The 15,977-nt window shown below is 70.1% G+C and carries 13 protein-coding genes and 1 pseudogene; 5 read left to right on the forward strand and 9 right to left on the reverse strand.

The window, feature by feature from the left end:
• Nucleotides 1-192: 192 nt before the first annotated feature.
• A pseudogene (locus U8D42_RS07850) lies at nt 193-822 on the reverse strand (DUF2275 domain-containing protein); the annotation flags it as partial.
• 115 nt (nt 823-937) lie between these two features.
• On the opposite strand from U8D42_RS07850, the gene U8D42_RS07855 reads away from it, so the two are divergent.
• Nucleotides 938-2,515: a PPE family protein gene (locus tag U8D42_RS07855; RefSeq protein ID WP_322860623.1), complete on the forward strand. Its 1,578-nt coding sequence runs from the start codon at nt 938-940 to the stop codon at nt 2,513-2,515.
• On the opposite strand, the gene U8D42_RS07860 is transcribed toward U8D42_RS07855, so the two are convergent.
• The 3 genes from U8D42_RS07860 to cobG are packed head-to-tail and all read right to left on the reverse strand — an operon-like array spanning nt 2,512 to nt 5,798.
• Nucleotides 2,512-4,005: a precorrin-2 C(20)-methyltransferase gene (locus tag U8D42_RS07860; RefSeq protein WP_322860624.1), complete on the reverse strand. Its 1,494-nt coding sequence runs from the start codon at nt 4,003-4,005 to the stop codon at nt 2,512-2,514. The two genes, U8D42_RS07855 and U8D42_RS07860, sit on opposite strands and share 4 nt — an antisense overlap.
• Complete coding sequence (locus U8D42_RS07865; protein ID WP_085239848.1) at nt 4,002-4,628, reverse strand: precorrin-8X methylmutase; 627 nt, start codon at nt 4,626-4,628, stop codon at nt 4,002-4,004. The genes U8D42_RS07860 and U8D42_RS07865 overlap by 4 nt, the downstream gene beginning before the upstream one ends.
• 9 nt (nt 4,629-4,637) lie before the next feature.
• Entirely contained in the window at nt 4,638-5,798 is a 1,161-nt protein-coding gene (gene cobG, locus U8D42_RS07870) for a precorrin-3B synthase (RefSeq protein WP_322860625.1), read from the reverse strand.
• A 67-nt stretch (nt 5,799-5,865) separates the two neighbouring features.
• On the opposite strand from cobG, the gene U8D42_RS07875 reads away from it, so the two are divergent.
• Nucleotides 5,866-6,534, forward strand: a complete 669-nt coding sequence (locus U8D42_RS07875) for an alpha/beta hydrolase family protein (protein WP_322860626.1) — start codon at nt 5,866-5,868, stop codon at nt 6,532-6,534.
• Nucleotides 6,535-6,537: 3 nt separating this feature from the next.
• Entirely contained in the window at nt 6,538-10,134 is a 3,597-nt protein-coding gene (cobN, locus tag U8D42_RS07880; RefSeq protein WP_322860627.1) for a cobaltochelatase subunit CobN, read from the forward strand.
• 78 nt (nt 10,135-10,212) lie between these two features.
• Here cobN and U8D42_RS07885 read toward each other — a convergent pair whose 3' ends face one another.
• The 4 genes from U8D42_RS07885 to U8D42_RS07900 are packed head-to-tail and all read right to left on the reverse strand — an operon-like array spanning nt 10,213 to nt 14,054.
• Complete coding sequence (locus tag U8D42_RS07885; protein ID WP_322860628.1) at nt 10,213-11,016, reverse strand: SDR family NAD(P)-dependent oxidoreductase; 804 nt, start codon at nt 11,014-11,016, stop codon at nt 10,213-10,215.
• Between the two features lie 14 nt (nt 11,017-11,030).
• Nucleotides 11,031-11,681 (reverse strand): TetR/AcrR family transcriptional regulator, encoded by a 651-nt coding sequence (locus U8D42_RS07890; protein WP_085239854.1) that lies wholly within the window; start codon nt 11,679-11,681, stop codon nt 11,031-11,033.
• Nucleotides 11,682-11,685: 4 nt separating this feature from the next.
• Nucleotides 11,686-12,828, reverse strand: a complete 1,143-nt coding sequence (locus U8D42_RS07895; RefSeq protein ID WP_322860629.1) for a sulfotransferase family protein — start codon at nt 12,826-12,828, stop codon at nt 11,686-11,688.
• A gap of 2 nt (nt 12,829-12,830) precedes the next feature.
• On the reverse strand, nt 12,831-14,054 hold the full coding sequence (locus U8D42_RS07900; RefSeq protein ID WP_322860630.1) for a DUF1214 domain-containing protein: 1,224 nt from the start codon (nt 14,052-14,054) through the stop codon (nt 12,831-12,833).
• 118 nt (nt 14,055-14,172) lie between these two features.
• On the opposite strand from U8D42_RS07900, the gene U8D42_RS07905 reads away from it, so the two are divergent.
• Nucleotides 14,173-14,559, forward strand: a complete 387-nt coding sequence (locus U8D42_RS07905; RefSeq protein WP_085239856.1) for a PPOX class F420-dependent oxidoreductase — start codon at nt 14,173-14,175, stop codon at nt 14,557-14,559.
• A 48-nt stretch (nt 14,560-14,607) separates the two neighbouring features.
• Here U8D42_RS07905 and U8D42_RS07910 read toward each other — a convergent pair whose 3' ends face one another.
• Entirely contained in the window at nt 14,608-15,309 is a 702-nt protein-coding gene (locus tag U8D42_RS07910) for a dienelactone hydrolase family protein (RefSeq protein WP_322860631.1), read from the reverse strand.
• Nucleotides 15,310-15,382: 73 nt separating this feature from the next.
• Here U8D42_RS07910 and U8D42_RS07915 point away from each other — a divergent pair, with 73 nt between their 5' ends.
• On the forward strand, nt 15,383-15,928 hold the full coding sequence (locus tag U8D42_RS07915) for an FxsA family protein (RefSeq protein WP_322860632.1): 546 nt from the start codon (nt 15,383-15,385) through the stop codon (nt 15,926-15,928).
• Nucleotides 15,929-15,977: the final 49 nt, after the last annotated feature.

Consider the following 15,977-nt stretch of genomic DNA (forward strand, 5'->3'; position numbering starts at 1 on the left):
CGCGGGCTCATCGAGTCTACGACGACCCGTCGTAGCTGCGGCGGCGGGGTCGGAAGCCGATCGGTTGATGGGCCACAGGTGACCGCGCCCTCGTGCGGCGGGCGGCTCTGCCGGCCAGACGGCATCGTCGGTTGCCCCGGACGCGCCCGCTCTGTCCGACCTCACCCGTTCCCGCGCCACCAGTAACGCGAAGGCAAGGCCCAGCAACAGCGGCATGTGACTGGCGATACGCGTCGCGGTGACCTCGCCGGCGAAGGCGTCGACGACCACGTAGCTCAGGAGCGCGACCGAATAGACGCCCGTAATCGCCGCCACCCCAATCGCGGCGACGGGCCAGATGCCGGCGGCCACCATCGCCAGCCCCAGCGCCAGCAACCAGGCGGTGGACTCGTGCATCAGATGTTCGCCGGACATCGCGCCATGCATATGGCTCGACACCATCCCGAAGTCGATGCCGCCGATTTGCGCGGCGGCGATCCCCACCTGGAACAAGCCGACACCGATGAGGCCCCAGCGCCGGTAGTGCTTGCGCAGCCAACGCATCCTGCGCTGGCGCCCGGAGGATTCCTCGCCGATGCTCGCCATGATCTGCGCAACCAGGTCGGGCCCGTCGCCCGGCTCAACGCCGGCCAGCCGGCGGGTCTGGGCCGCGGCGCCGATCAGCCAGGTGCGGCAACGCCGGCACGATTCGAGATGAGCGTCGACCTGCTGCGCGAGCACCTGGGGACGCTCGCCGTCCAGTCGAGCCGAAAGCGCCTCACGCGCCGCGTCACACCGCATCCCTGCATCGTTGCGCATGCCCGGTTCGGGTGCAAAGAGCATTCGAGACGGACCGCCGGGAACTAATCCGTCCGGCAAACCGACCACTGAACATCAGCAGCGCCAGCCCACCTTTGACATTCACCGAAGAGGTATTCGTGCCCGAAGGCCCCCGACGATGACCACCCCGATCTGGATCGCCTTCCCCCCGGAAGTGCACTCGACCTTGCTCAGCAGCGGTCCCGGAGCCGGACCGCTGCTCGCCGCCGCCGCGACGTGGTCCTCGATGAGCGGCCAATACGCCGAGGCCGCAGCGGAACTCGGCGCGCTGCTGGGCGCCGTGCAGGGCGGTGCGTGGGAAGGCTCCAGCGCCGAACAGTACGTCGCGGCCCACGCGCCGTACCTGGCCTGGCTGCAGGAGAGCTCCGCCACCAGCGCGACCGCGGCCGCGTTGCACGAAACGGCGGCCGGCGCGTACACCGCGGCGGTGGCCGCCATGCCGACGATGCCCGAGCTCGCGGCGAACCATGCGACCCACGCGGCGCTAGTGGCAACGAACTTCTTCGGCATCAACACCGTTCCGATCGCGGTGAACGAGGCAGACTACGCGCGCATGTGGGTGCAGGCCGCCACGACGATGACCACGTATCAGGTGGCGGCCGAATCCAGCCTCGCGGCGGTCCCGGCCAGCACGCCCGCACCGCCGATCGTGGCTCCGGGCGCGGAGGCGAGCGTGGCGACCGCGCACGCCGCCGTCACCCAGCAGCAAGCCACCCAGACCTATCCGTCCTGGCAGGACCAGCTCACCGCATGGCTGCAGCAGTACACCAGGAATTTCGCCTGGCCGGTGTCCAAGGACCTCAACCCCGGCGGCTGGCCGTTCCCACCGGTGCCGTTCGTCAACGGCCTCGCCTCGTTCTTCGGTCAGCTGGGATTCTCGCCGGCCCTTTCCAGCGCGCTCGGCTGGGCGATCTTCCACACGCTGATGATCTTCTGGCCGTTCATGCAGGCCGCCATCCAGATGGCCGTCGTGTTGGCGCCGATGGTCGTGTCCGTCCTGGGCGCCGCCGCGGCCGGCGGCGCGGCGGCGGCGGTCACCGCGGTGAGCGTCGCGGCCCCGCTCTCGGTCACCGCGCCGCTGCCCGCGCCCGCGGCCTCCCCGGCGGCGTCCGCGCCGGCTCCGGCCATCACCACCGCTCCGGCGAGCGTGAGCAACGCCCCGACGATGTCCAACACCCCCGCGTCGACCGTGGCCACACCCGCCGGGGGTGGACCGGCCGGCGGGGGACCCGGGGTGGGCTTCGGGCCGACGGCCACGGACGGCATCGGCGCGGGTATGTCGGACGCCCTGTACGCCGCGGCGCTGTCGGGGCTGGCGGCCCGCGGCAGCGCCACCGGCCGGGCGCGGCGCACGGCCGAGGAGCCCGCCCCCGACGACGTCGATGCGCCGGAGGCGGCCGCGGCGGCCGCAGGGGCCAAGAGGAAGGCGCGGGCGCGACGACGCCGCGCCGGTACCGCCACCGACCGCGCCTACCGCTACGAATTCATGGATCTCGAACAGGATTTGGATGCCGACGAGGATGGCTTCGACGCCGTGCGCGCCTCTCCCGAGGACGGGGGGCCGCTCGGATTCGCCGGGGCCGCAGCGAGATCCGGTGTCAGCCAACCGGCCGGGCTGGCGACGCTGACCCGCGGCGGGCTGGGCGACGGCCCCGCCATGCCGATGATGCCCAGCAGCTGGGGTGGCGACACCTAGCCGACGGGATACCGCCGCGGCGTGAACACCCGGTCGCCGGAATCACCCGGGTACCACTGCGTTTGGGAGGAACCGACGATCAGCAGGCAGCGCATGTCCACCTCGGCGGGATCCAGGTCGGCCAGCCGCACCACGCGCACATCCTCGTCGGGGCCGGAAACGTTGCGGCCGACCACCACCGGCGTCCCGGGTTCGCGGTGTTCCAAGAGCAGGTCCCGCATCGCGGCAACCTGCCACGTCCGGGTCTTGGAGGCCGGGTTGTAGATGGCCAGCACGAGGTCGGCGGCGGCCGCGGCGGCCAACCGCTCGGCGATGATCTCCCACGGCTTGAGCCGGTCGGACAGCGAGATCACCGCGTAGTCGTGGCCCAGGGGAGCCCCGACTCGGCTGGCGACGGCCTGCGCGGCGGTCATCGCCGGAATGACCCGCACCTGCACTCCCGGCCATTCCTTGGCCTCTTCCAATACGGCGGTGGCCATCGCGAAGACCCCGGGATCGCCCGATGACACCACCGCGACGGACCGTCCCTGCTCGGCCAGCGCGCAGGCCAGGCGGGCGCGAGCGGGTTCGTCGGTGTTGTCGCTGGGATGACGCCGCTGGCCGTCGCGAACCGGGACGCGGGCCAGGTAGCCGCCGTAGCCGATGAGGTCGGTGGCGGCGGCCAGCTCGCGCCGGCTCTGCGGCGTCATCCAATCGGCGTCGCCGGGCCCCAGGCCCACCACCGCGACGCCGCCGGCCGGCGAAGGCTGCCGCCCACGCCGCCCACCCGGCAGCATGGCCAGCGAGAAGTACGGCACGCCCGCCTCGTCGACGTCGGCGGCGGGCAGGATACGCTGCCCGGCCGTGCTGGCCCGCTCGACGTAATACGCGTCGTCGAGCTGTCCGGAAGCCGAAAGAGCTTCGCGCACAGCGTGATACGAGCGACCGAGCTTCAGCACCACGGCGGCGTCGGCGTCGGCGAGGCGGCGGGTCAGCTCGGCGACGGGCAGGGTGCCCGGCAGCACCGAGAGCACCTCGTCACCGGCGACCAAGGGGGTCGCGATCGCCGCGGAGGCGGCGCTCACCGACGTCACACCCGGCACGATGACGGCGTCGAACCGCTCCGTCAGCCGGGTGTGCAGATGCATATACGAGCTGTAGAACAGCGGATCACCCTCCGCGAGCAGCGCCACATTGCGGCCCGCGTCGAGGTGGGCGGCGATGCGTGCGGCGGCCTCGACGTAGAAGTCCTCGAGCGCGCCGGCGTAGCCGCCGGGATGGTCGGTCACCTCGGTGGTCACCGGGTAGATCAGGTGCTCCTCGATCTGGCCAGGCCGCAGATAGGGCTCGGCGATGCCGCGCGCGATGCTGCGGCCGTGCCGGGCGCTGTGGTAGGCCACCACGTCGGCCTCGCCGATCACCCGGGCCGCCTTGACGGTGACCAGCTCCGGGTCGCCGGGCCCCAGGCCGACGCCCCAGAGCGTGCCTCTCCGATTGGCCTCAGCGGTCATTCGCGGTCGCTCGCGATCGCGTTGACGGCGGCTGCGGCCATCGCGCTGCCGCCGCGGCGGCCCCGCACCACCAGATACGACATCCCGCGGGGACGGTCGATGAGCTCCTGTTTGGACTGTGCCGAACCGACGAACCCCACCGGGCCGCCGAGCACGCCGGCCGGCGGCGGCACCCCTTCGTCGATCAGCTCGAGCAGCCGGAACAGGGCGGTTGGCGCGTTGCCGATCGCCAGCACGGCGCCCGACAGCCGGTCGGACCACAGCTCCACCCCGGCGGCCGACCGGGTAGTGTGCCGGCGCGCCGCCAGCTCCGGGGCGCGCGGGTCGGCCACCAGCGACACCACCTCGTTGCCGGCGGGCAGCCGCGCACCGGTGATCCCGGCCGCCACCATCGACGAATCGCACAGCACCGGGGCGCCGTCGCGCAGGGCGGCGCCGACCCGGTCGACGACATCGTCGGTGAACGCGACGTGCTCGGCGACGTCGACCTGCCCGCAGGTGTGGATCAACCGGACCACCACGCGCGCGACGTCGTCCGGGAACCGGGCCAGGTCGGCTTCGGCGCGGATAGTCGCGAACGACTGGCGGTAGATCTCCGCCGCGTCGCGGATGTAGTCGAGCACCCGATTACCCTAAGGTTTTGGCGGCGACCCGCTGCGCCCGGCTTCGCCGCGCTGGCGATCGCCGCGAAGCTGGCGGTATCCGTCGCCGGTCGCCAGTAGCACCTCACCGGCGAGCGGGCTGCCGCAGGCGCGGTCGCAGCCGACGAAGTGACGATGCACTCCCGAATCCGCGTCCAGCGCGCGGGCGGCGTCGGCCCGGACATCGGCGGCCGCGTGCGCGCACCCGGGGCTGCCGGTGCAGGCGCTGACGTTGAGCCAGGGTGAGTTCTCGTCGAACACCAGACCCAACGGCGCCAGCACCCGCAGCGCGACGTCGGCGACGGCCTCGTCGAGATCACACACCAGCACCGACCGCCACGGCGTGATCACCACCGGCGCCTCGATCGCCGCCAGGTACTCCGCGACGCGGGCGGGCAGCACCCCCAGCGGCACCGCAGCGCCGAGCGCCACTCGGCCCTCTGAACCGGGCCGGTCCTGGTTGATCCAGCCCACCGGCGGCCGGGTGACCGCGGGGAAGGGGGCGGCGCCGAGTTCGACGTCGGGCAGCAGGCTGGCGATATCGTCCAATTCCTTGATGCGCCAAGCGGTTCCACGCGTGGCCGCAAAGCGCGTCGCGATGACGACCAGCGTCTCGACCACCTCGTCGGCGCTGAGCCGGACACCGGTGTCGCGCCCGGCCAGCAGCAGCGCGCAGCCCTCGGGGAACGCGTGCACGCCGACGTCGGCGCACAGGCCCGACACGTCGCCGCGCCCGTCGTCCAAGCCGAACCAGAACCGGCCGCCGAGCCCGGTCAGGCCGGGTTCGGCGCAGATCGCCGCGTCCAGTTCGGCCACCCACGGCCGCACGTCGGCATTGCCGCCGGCCCGGCCGGACAGCGGGGACGCCACGATGTTGCGGACCCGCTCGTGCGTCTCCGAGGGCAACAGGCCGGCCCGGGCGATCGCCTGCGCCGCCGCCGCCACGTCGGTGATTCCACGCACCTGCAGGTTGCCCCGCGCGGTGAGCTCCAGCGTCGCCGAACCGTGTTCGCTGGACACCCGCGCCAACGCGGCGAGTTGAGCGGCCGTCAGCGCACCGCCGGGCAGCCGGATCCGCGCCAGGGCGCCGTCGGCCGCCCGGTGCACCTGCAGCGCGCCCGGGCAGGCGTCGCTGTCGCGCGTCCTGGCCACCCGTCCACGGTACGGGCCAGGGTGCCCAAGGACAGCGCGAAGGTTTACGCCCGGGAATACTCGGGCCGTGCGGACAGTGGAGTACGCCCGGGGACGTTTCGCCGATGTCTACGGCGACCCGACGCAACCGACGGTGCTGATGTGGCATGGCATGCAGACCGACGCCCGCGGCGCCTTCCGTCCGCTCGCCGGCATGCTCGCGCGGCGCGGCGCGGCGGTGGTGGCACCGGACTGGAACTCCCACGCCGACGACGGCGGGCGCGCAGACCTGCTGCGATCGTTGGACTTCGCCCGGCAGCGCGCGGGCGATGGCAACGCGATCGTCCTCGTCGGGTGGTCGATGGGAGGTGTCGCCGCGGCGGCGGTCACCCTCGGCGGCGACGCGCGATTGGCGCACACCGTTTGCCTCGCGGGCGCCTTCATGGTCCCGGACCCGATCTTCGGTCGTCGCGTGACGGAGGGCCTCGCGGCGCGGCGCATCGGCACGCCGTTCACGCTGCTGCACGGGCCGGCCGACGACGTCGTCCCCGTCGCGGCCAGCAGGGACTTCGCCGCCGGCCTCCGACGGGTCGGCTGGCCGGTCGAACTGGTTGAGTTGCCGGCCGATCACGGGTCCATCGCCGGCGCCGACTATGACCGCGCCGCGGATCGCTACGAGCCGGGCACGAGCGAAGAGGCGGTGCGGGTGGCCGGTGAGGTCGCCGCCCGCATCGCGGCGACGCTGCTGTACGAATGAAGAGTGGCTGAGCCAACCATCCTGCTGCTGTCGACATCCGACACGGACCTGATCAGCGCCCGTTCCAGCGGCAAGAACTATCGGTGGGCGAACCCGTCGCGCCTGGATGAAGGCGTGGGGGCACCTCCCGCTTGCGGGGGACTGCCGGATTTGCTGGCCGGCGCCGCGATCGTCGTGGTGCGCATCCTCGGTGGCTACCGCGCGTGGCAGAGCGGTATCGACGCGGTGATCGCGAGCGGCGTGCCGACGGTGCTGGTCAGCGGCGAGCAAGCCGCCGACGCCGAGCTGACCGGCCTGTCGACCCTCGCGGCGGGCATCGCGGTGCAGGCGCACATCTACCTGGCGCACGGCGGCGTGGAGAACCTGCGCCAGCTGCACGCCTTCCTGTCCGACACCGTGCTGATGACCGGGTTCGGGTTCGGTCCGCCGGTGGTCACGCCGACCTGGGGCGAGCTGGAGCGACCCACCGCCGACGCCGGCGGTCCGATGATCGCCGTCCTGTATTACCGCGCGCAGCAGTTGGCCGGCAACACCGGCTACGTCGAGGCGCTGTGCCGGGCCATCGAGGACGCCGGGGGGCGGCCGCTGCCCGTCTACTGCGCGTCGCTGCGCACCGCCGAACCCGGACTGCTGCAACGGCTGGGTGACGCCGACGCGATGGTGGTCACCGTGCTCGCCGCCGGGGGACTGAAGCCGGCCGCGGTGTCCGCCGGTGGAGATGACGACAGCTGGAACGTCGAACACCTGGCGGCCCTGGACATTCCGATCCTGCAGGGGCTGTGCCTGACCAGCGCTCGTGCTCAGTGGAGCGAAAACGACGACGGGCTCAGCCCGCTCGACGTCGCCACCCAGGTGGCGGTGCCGGAGTTCGACGGCCGCATCATCACGGTCCCGTTCTCCTTCAAGGAGATCGACGACGACGGGTTGATCTCGTACGTCGCCGACCCGGAGCGATGCGCCCGGGTCGCGGGTCTGGCGGTCCGGCACGCCCGGCTGCGGCACGTCGCCCCCGCCGACAAGCGGGTGGCCCTGGTGTTCTCGGCCTACCCGACCAAGCACGCCCGCATCGGCAACGCGGTGGGCCTGGACACCCCGGCCAGCGCGGTCGCGCTGCTGCGCGCCATGCGCGAGCGCGGGTACCAGATCGGTGAGCTGCCCGGTGTCGAGGCCAACGACGGTGACGCCCTGATCCACGCCTTGATCGAGCGTGGTGGGCAAGACCCCGACTGGCTCACCGACGGCCAGCTGGCCGGCAATCCGATCCGGGTGTCGGCCAAGGACTATCGCGACTGGTTCTCGACGCTGCCCGCGGAGCTGACCGACGCGGTGGCGCAGCACTGGGGCCCGCCCCCCGGCGACCTCTTCGTGGATCGCACCAACGGCCCCGAGGGTGAAATCGTCATCGCCGCAATGCAAGCCGGCAACCTGGTGCTGATGGTGCAGCCACCCCGGGGTTTCGGGGAGAACCCGGTGGCGATCTACCACGACCCGGACCTGCCGCCCAGCCACCACTACCTGGCCGCCTACCACTGGCTGGACTCCGGTTTCGGCTCGCACGCGATAGTGCACCTGGGCAAGCACGGCAATCTGGAATGGCTGCCCGGCAAGACGCTGGGCATGTCGGCGGCCTGCGGATCCGACGCCGCGCTGGGCAACCTGCCGCTGGTCTACCCCTTCCTGGTCAACGACCCGGGTGAGGGCACCCAGGCCAAGCGGCGGGCGCACGCGGTGCTGGTCGACCACCTGATCCCGCCGATGGCGCGCGCCGAAACGTATGGCGACATCGCCCGTTTGGAGCAGCTGCTCGACGAGCACGCCAACGTCGCCGCGCTCGATCCCGGCAAGCTGCCCGCCATCCGTCAGCAGATCTGGACGCTGATCCGGGCCGCCAAGATGGACCACGACCTCGGCTTGACCGAGCGCCCGCCGGAGGACTCCTTCGACGACATGCTGCTGCACGTCGACGGGTGGCTCTGCGAGATCAAGGACGTGCAGATCCGCGACGGCCTGCACATCCTGGGCCAAAAGCCAACCGGTGAAGCCGAACTCGACCTGGTGCTGGCCATCCTGCGGGCCCGTCAGCTGTTCGGCGGCGAGCACGCCCTTCCCGGCCTGCGGCAGGCGTTGGGCCTGGCCGAGGACGGCACCGACGAGCGATCGGCGGTGGATGACACCGAGGCCGCAGCCCGCGAACTCGTCGCTGCGCTGCAGGCCAGCGGATGGGATCCCGACGCCGCCGAACGGATCACCGGGAACGAGGACGCGGCAAAAGTGTTGCGGTTTGCGGCCACCGAGGTGGTGCCCCGGCTCGCCGGCACCGCCGCCGAAATCGACCAGGTGCTCAACGCGCTCGACGGCCACTTCATCCCCGCCGGTCCCTCGGGCTCGCCGCTGCGTGGCCTGGTGAACGTGCTGCCCACCGGACGCAACTTCTACTCCGTCGACCCCAAGGCGGTTCCGTCGCGGCTGGCCTGGGAAGCCGGTGTGGCGCTGGCGGATTCGCTGCTGGCCCGCTACCGCAACGACCACGGGCGGTGGCCGCAATCGGTTGGGCTGTCGGTGTGGGGTACCTCGGCGATGCGCACCGCCGGCGACGATATCGCCGAAGTGCTTGCACTGCTGGGCGTTCGGCCCGTCTGGGACGACGCCTCGCGGCGCGTCGTGGGCCTCACGCCGATCCCGCCGGCCGAACTGGGCCGCCCCCGGATCGACGTCACCGTGCGGATCTCCGGCTTCTTCCGGGACGCCTTCCCGCACGTGGTGACGATGCTCGACGACGCGGTGCAATTGGTCGCCGGCCTCGACGAGCCGGCCGAGGACAACTACGTGCGCGCACACGCCCAGGCCGACCTGGCCCAGCATGGCGATCAAAGACGCTCCACCACAAGGATTTTCGGTTCCAAGCCGGGCACCTACGGGGCCGGGCTGCTGCAGCTGATCGACAGCCGCAACTGGCGCGACGACGCCGACCTGGCGCAGGTCTACACCGCGTGGGGCGGCTTCGCCTACGGCCGCGACCTGGACGGCCGCGAGGCGATCGACGACATGAATCGCCAGTACCGGCGGATCGCGGTGGCCGCCAAGAACACCGACACCCGCGAACACGACATCGCCGACTCCGATGACTACTTCCAGTACCACGGCGGCATGGTGGCCACGGTCCGGGCGCTGACCGGCCAGGCGCCGGCGGCCTATATCGGCGACAACACCCGGCCCGACGCGATCCGCACCCGCACGCTGTCCGAGGAGACCACGCGGGTGTTTCGCGCCCGCGTCGTCAATCCGCGCTGGATGGCGGCGATGCGCCGGCACGGTTACAAGGGCGCGTTCGAAATGGCGGCGACCGTGGACTATCTGTTCGGGTACGACGCGACCGCCGGGGTGATGGCCGACTGGATGTACGAACAGCTCACCGAGCGCTACGTGCTGGATCCCGAGAACCGGAAGTTCATGGCCGAATCCAACCCGTGGGCGCTGCACGGCATGGCCGAACGGCTGCTGGAGGCCGCCGGCCGCGGCATGTGGGAACAGCCGCAGCCCGACACCCTCGCCCGGCTGCGCCAGGCGCTGTTGGAAACCGAAGGCGACCTGGAGGGCTAGTTCCCCTGGCGAGCAGACGCAGAATCGCACGCGAAGGCACCTTCCGATGCGATTCTGCGTCTGCTCGCCGGACCGGCGTCAGATGAAGTCCGATCCGCCGTCGACGTTTACGGTCGCCCCGGTGACATAGCCGTTTCGCCGCGACACCAGGTAGGCGGTGACGGAAGCGACCTCTTCGGGAAGTCCGGCACGCCCGAGGTCGCAGGGCTGGTGAAAGTTGTTGTCGATCCAGGTCATGACGTCGACCGGATCGGTGGCGTCGAGGCCATCGGCGGCCAGGATGTCCTTGAGGGCCTCCGTGAAGCTGGCCGTCACGATGGTTCCCGGGCACACACAGTTGACCAGAATGTCGTCCTTGGCAAGGCTCTTCGAGAGGTTCTTGGTGACGCTGGCCAGTGCGGCCTTCGATGCGGTGTAGGCGACGATGCGCGGGTTCTGCCGTTGAATCGAGTGTGCGGACAGCGTCACGATGCGCGCCCAGTCGGCGGAGCGCAACAGCGGCAACGAGGCGCGGATCGATCGCACAGCCGACATCGTGCCAAGGGTGAACGCCTCTTCCCATTGGGCGTCGTCCATCTGCTCGAAATAGCCGTCGCCCGGGCCGATCGTGTGAACCAGGCTGTTGAGGTGGCCCCAGCGCTCCGAGACGGCCGTGAAGGCGTCAGCGATGGACTCGGCGTCGGCCATATCCACGCTGATCCCCACGGCGTCGGGAGCGCCAGCCTGGCGCAGCGATTCCACCGCGGCGTCGAGCGCCCCTCTGCCACGAGCCATCACGGCCACCCGGGCCCCCTCGGCCGCGAGGGTTTCGGCGATGGCCAGTCCCATACCCTTACTGCCGCCGGTGACCACGGCCGTCGAGCCGGTGAAACCCAGGTCCATCGATACTCCTTCGGTCAGTCGGTTGAGCAGACTTGATCGACCGCTTCGGGTGCCACGCCCAACGCACGCAGGCAGAAGCGGAGGGCGTCTGCGCGGACTTTGTCACGGTCGCAATTTCCGGTCCGCCACTGCCGGTTGGTGCTCGCCCACACCACACCGTGGATGAACTCGGCGTCGGTCACCGGGTCGATGCGGCGGAACACCCCGGCCTGCTGTCCGCGCTGCAGCACTGCGCTGAGCGGCTTGAGCATTTCCGCGTATGCGGGCTGGACCAGCCCGGGCGAGGCGAAGGTCTGCGATTGAGCTTCCAGCGACAGCCGCCGCAGATCGGATTTGATGTTCTCGTCGAACGCAAGGTCGAGTCGCCCGTCGATCCACGCCGCGACGGCTTCGATCTCTGTTGCGGCGGCCGACATTCGGCGTTGCAGTCGCCGCCGTTCCGCGCGCGCGGTATCGAGGAACACCGCGGCCACCAGCTCATCCTTGGAGTCGAAATGCCGATAGAAGGCGCGGGTGCTCAACTTGGCGCGGTCCAGCACCGCGGCAATGCTCAATCCGCGAACTCCCTGCTCGCGCAGCGTTGTTGACGCGGCTACCAGAATCTCGCGGCGCACCGCCGGGTCCGGGTCCAGCTTGTCGCGTCGCCGCGCCCGGGGAGCGCTCATCGGCTCAGGCGGTTGCATCGTAGGCGGCGAGGTAGTCCGCAAATCGCTCACGGACCCCTGCGGCTGTGAGGCCATATGCGGCCAGGTCATAGTCGTGCGCACCACGAGAGCCGGGTTGGTGCCCTTCCGCCCACTGCTTGACCGAGTCTGTGGTGCCGTCGGTAAAGCTCAAACCCAGGCGCTCATAACTGGATTGCAACGTGCGCACCGGATCAGCTTGCAGATCCGCGAACGAGACGTCGGCGAACCGGTCGTCACCCACCCGGCTGCGGAAATCCATTGCCCGCCGCACAGCTTCGACCCAGCTGTCCAGCTGTTCGGCGCCGAGCTCGTTGGCGTCGTTGCGGTCGCTGCTCCAGCTGCGCACGTACTGGATCAGGCTGCATACCGAGCCCATCACCTTGGCCGGATCTCGGTGACTCCAGAGAAATTTCGCATTCGGGTAGGCCTCGACGAGTGCGTCGAGGGCGAACATGTGTACCGGGGTCTTCAGATGCCACAGCGTCGGCGGGCAATGCCACTGCAACAGCTTGAGGACCCGTCGGTGAAAGGTGTACGTCTCGCGCATGTCGCATTCCATCAGCCATGCCAGGTATCCCGGGGCGCGCACTGCTCCGTCAAAGTGGAAGGTGCGAAAGCTCATTCCCATCAGATCCTGGCATTCGGTCGCGGCCGTCGGCTCCGAGTTGTACAGCGTCCTCATCAACGGGAACATGTCGTCGAGCATCTTCAGCCCCGCCTCGGCCTGCGCGATCCGCGGATCGACGTGTTGGGTGGCGCTCTCCGGCGGGGGTGTGGGCGCCTGCGACTCCCACATCCGCAGCGACCGGAATTGCGGATCGGCGGCCACCAGTTGGCTCAATGCCGTGGTGCCGGTGCGGGGTAATCCGATCACGAAGACGGGTCCGTCAATCACCTCGTCGTCGATCTCGGGATGTTGTCGATAGGTGTCCTCGACCTTCAGGCGCTGAATCAACGCGTTGCTGATCGTCGCGTGCTGGATGACCTGGCCGATGTCGTTGAGGCCCGCCTCGGTGTTCAGCGCGTCGACGATGCGTTCGAGCCCCGCACGGTAGTACGAGGATCCGAAATCGTCGAGACCGGTTGCGGCACGGGCGCCGGCCTCCAACTCGTCGGCGTCAAACATCGTTATCCGAACCTTTCGCGCACGGCGCTGCGGCGCGCGGCGATCACCGACGCACGCTCTCGGGGTGTGACGGTCGCGGTGTCCGGGGGCAGGTGGGCAGGTATGTCGCCGAACGGCACGACGAGCGTCGACGGCGTCGGCGCGGTCTCGGTGCGCACGCAGCGCAGGATGATGGGGCCGTTGCTGTGGCCTGCGGTGTCAAGCCAATTCGCGACGCCGGGGTCTTCCGAGCACAGCACCACACGCACCAAGCCGTCGGAGTCCACCGCCGCCTGATGAGCGTTCAGGCTGGACTGGTGGCGCCCGTAATGGATCGTCTCCCACCACGGATTGCCGATAGAGAAGCTCCAGTAGAGGCCTTGTGGCGGCTCGACTTCCACGATGAGCGCCTCGTCCGGGCGCAGCTCCCACCGACCGATCACCGGCCGGTTCTCCGCGGCCGCCCCCATCGCGGTGCGGTCGATCGGCGGCAAGAACCCGTTCGTCGGCGCCGCGGCACCGAATTGCAGAAAGAACGCCAGGTTGTCTTTGACGAAGTCGCCGAGGGCAACCAACTGTCGCGACACCGCCACCGCGGCGTCGACCGAACGGTGCTCGGCGCCAACCCCGTCGCCGACTCGCTCGATGTGCAGCGATGAAGCCACTTCGGTGTCCCAGTCGTAGAAGAAGTGCCGCACCGTCAACGTGGGATTGTCACCTTCGATCCGCATCCAATTGCCCGGTCGTTCGTCAGGCGACAGCGAGACCTCGAAGTTGCCGTCGGCGTCCACCTCGAGTTCGTCGACCAGTGCGTTGGCCGTTGCGGCGACGCCGTTCATCGTCTGCAGCCCGACGTAGCGTGCGGTGCCTCGATTCCCGAACAGTCGGTAACTGTCTCCGCCGCGCAGCACGGCGCGGGTGTAAATGCAGTCGGGGCATTCCATTCCCCAGGTCACGAGGTCGTCGGTGCTGGTGGGCCGGACAGACAGGATCGGGTCGGTGTCGAACCGCAGCACCTCATCGATACCCGCGGTGAGCAGCACGAGCAGGTGGCGCATTCCCGCGGCGAGATCGAGTCGATTGCGACTGGCCGGATCCGATTGCACGATCTGTGCTGCGTCGCGGAGCCGTGTCTGCAGATATGACCACGCCTGGGAGAGGTCCGCATTGTCGTCGTCGGATCCCGAGAGCGCTGCCTCGGCGATCGAGAACGGCAGCCACGTCATCGGGTTCTTCGGATCGCTCATGCGTTTCCCCACTCCGGTCGCGGCTGCATGCGCTTAAACGAAAACAATGTTTTCACTTAAGGGCTGACTATTGCAGCTGACGTCTGAGAATGTCAACGTCGCCGAGTAGGTTGGTACCGTGACGCCCACCTTCGCCGATCTCGCCAAGGCGCAATACATTCTGCTGACCACTTTCACCAAGGACGGCAGGCCCAAGCCGACGCCGATCTGGGCCGCGGCGGACAAGGACCGGTTACTGGTCATCACCCAGGAAAGGTCGTGGAAGGTCAAGCGGATCCGCAACACTCCGCGGGTCACGCTGGCCACCTGCACCATGCAGGGCCGCCCGACCAGCGAGGCCGCCGAAGGCACCGCCGCCATCCTCGACAAGTCGCACACCGCCACGGTCTATGACGCGATCGGCAAGCGTTACGGCGTGATGGGCAAGGTGTTCAACGTCTTCAGCAAGCTACGCGGCGGCATGGAGAACAACGTCGGTCTCGAGCTCAGGGTGGCGCAGGCCTGACCCTGCGGGGCGCCGCGTTGGTGGGCGACGACGGGGTGGCGGAACGCGCTACGTTCCGGCCGCCAGATGCTCGCCGAAGAAGGCGAAGACGCGGCCCCACGCGTCCTCGGTGGCCGCGCGGTCGTAGCCGAAGCCGGTGATGCGAAGCAGCGGCTGGGCGGGCAATTCGTTGGCGAAGCTGTGCCCGACTCCGGGGTAGACCTTGACGTCGGCGGTGATGTTCTTGCGGGCGACGGTCGCGCGCAGTTTCTCGGGCGCGCCCCGGCCCAGCGGGTCGCGGGCGCCGAAGCTGGCCACGATGGGGCACGCCCCGTCGAGGGTCTCGTCGAGGTGCCGCGGCAGGGGAGCGCCGTAGAACGGCGCGGAGGCACCGAAACCCTTGGGCGCCATCACGAGTGCGAACTGGCCGCCCATGCAGAAACCCGCGATGCCGACCTGGCCGCAACATTCGGGCATGGACTTCAGGTGATCGCGGGCGGCCAGGATGTCGTCGAGGGCGCGGCCGCGCTGCGTCTGCAGCTCCTTCATGACCCGGGTGATGCAGCGGATGCGCCCGCCCCGCGCGTACATGTTCGGCGTGATCGCCACGTAGCCGGCCTGAGCGATGCGCTTGTTGGTCGACTCTTTGTCCCTGCCGTAGCCGAACGCGTCGTGGACCACCACCACGCCGGGCCACGGGCCCTGACCGGTGGGCAGGTCCAGCAGCGCGTCGATCGGTCCATCCGGGGTGTCGATCTCAATCGTCGTCATATCGTCATCTAACTGCAATCGGCCCGGACGCCACCATGGGAACTTCGGCTCGGCCGGCGGACGTTGGCGTGACATGTTGTCACGGCTGTTTCTCGTCTACGCCGTCGTCGAGCTGGCGGCGATCACCGCCCTGGTAGCGACGATCGGGTGGGGTTGGACGCTGCTCGTGCTGCTGGGCAGCTTCGTGCTCGGCTGGGGGCTTTTGGTGCCGATGACGGGCTCGCACCTGCTCCGCCAGATCGGGCACCTGCGGTCCGGCCTCGCCGAGCGGCGCGCGGCGGTGCGGGACGGGACGCTGGTCACGCTGGGCGCCCTGCTGGTCGTGATACCCGGACCGGTCACCACGGTGTCGGGGCTCCTGCTGCTGGTGCCGCCCGTTCGCTCGGCCGTCGGCCCGGGGTTGGCCGCTCTCGCGATGCGCGGTCTGCGGAGGCGCGTGCCGCTGCTCGCCGACACGGCGCTGTTCGGCGCCGGCGAGCGTCAGGGCGCGGCCGCGGGGGACGGCTCCCTCGACGGGTACATCGACGGCGAGGTCGTCGACGTCCGGGACATCCGGCCGCCCGCGCTGCCGAACGAGCCGGCGCGGGGCGGATTCCCGGGCCGGCCCGCCTGGGACTGACCACGGGCCCACCGGCACACGTAGCTTTGCCCTGTGAGCGAGACGTCCA

Origin of the sequence: Mycobacterium europaeum (assembly GCF_034555895.2) — a bacterium.
In the GTDB taxonomy this organism is placed as follows: Bacteria; Actinomycetota; Actinomycetes; order Mycobacteriales; family Mycobacteriaceae; genus Mycobacterium; species Mycobacterium europaeum.

Excerpts from the sequence above, each read along its gene's own strand:
- U8D42_RS07910 (WP_322860631.1), bottom strand. The coding sequence starts at position 15,309 with ATGACGACGATTGAGATCGACACCCCGGATGGACCGATCGACGCGCTG.
- U8D42_RS07890 (WP_085239854.1), bottom strand. The coding sequence starts at position 11,681 with ATGAGCGCTCCCCGGGCGCGGCGACGCGACAAGCTGGACCCGGACCCG.
- U8D42_RS07855 (WP_322860623.1), top strand. The coding sequence starts at position 938 with ATGACCACCCCGATCTGGATCGCCTTCCCCCCGGAAGTGCACTCGACC.
- U8D42_RS07895 (WP_322860629.1), bottom strand. The coding sequence starts at position 12,828 with ATGTTTGACGCCGACGAGTTGGAGGCCGGCGCCCGTGCCGCAACCGGT.
- U8D42_RS07900 (WP_322860630.1), bottom strand. The coding sequence starts at position 14,054 with ATGAGCGATCCGAAGAACCCGATGACGTGGCTGCCGTTCTCGATCGCC.
- U8D42_RS07885 (WP_322860628.1), bottom strand. The coding sequence starts at position 11,016 with ATGGACCTGGGTTTCACCGGCTCGACGGCCGTGGTCACCGGCGGCAGT.
- U8D42_RS07860 (WP_322860624.1), bottom strand. The coding sequence starts at position 4,005 with ATGACCGCTGAGGCCAATCGGAGAGGCACGCTCTGGGGCGTCGGCCTG.
- U8D42_RS07915 (WP_322860632.1), top strand. The coding sequence starts at position 15,383 with ATGTTGTCACGGCTGTTTCTCGTCTACGCCGTCGTCGAGCTGGCGGCG.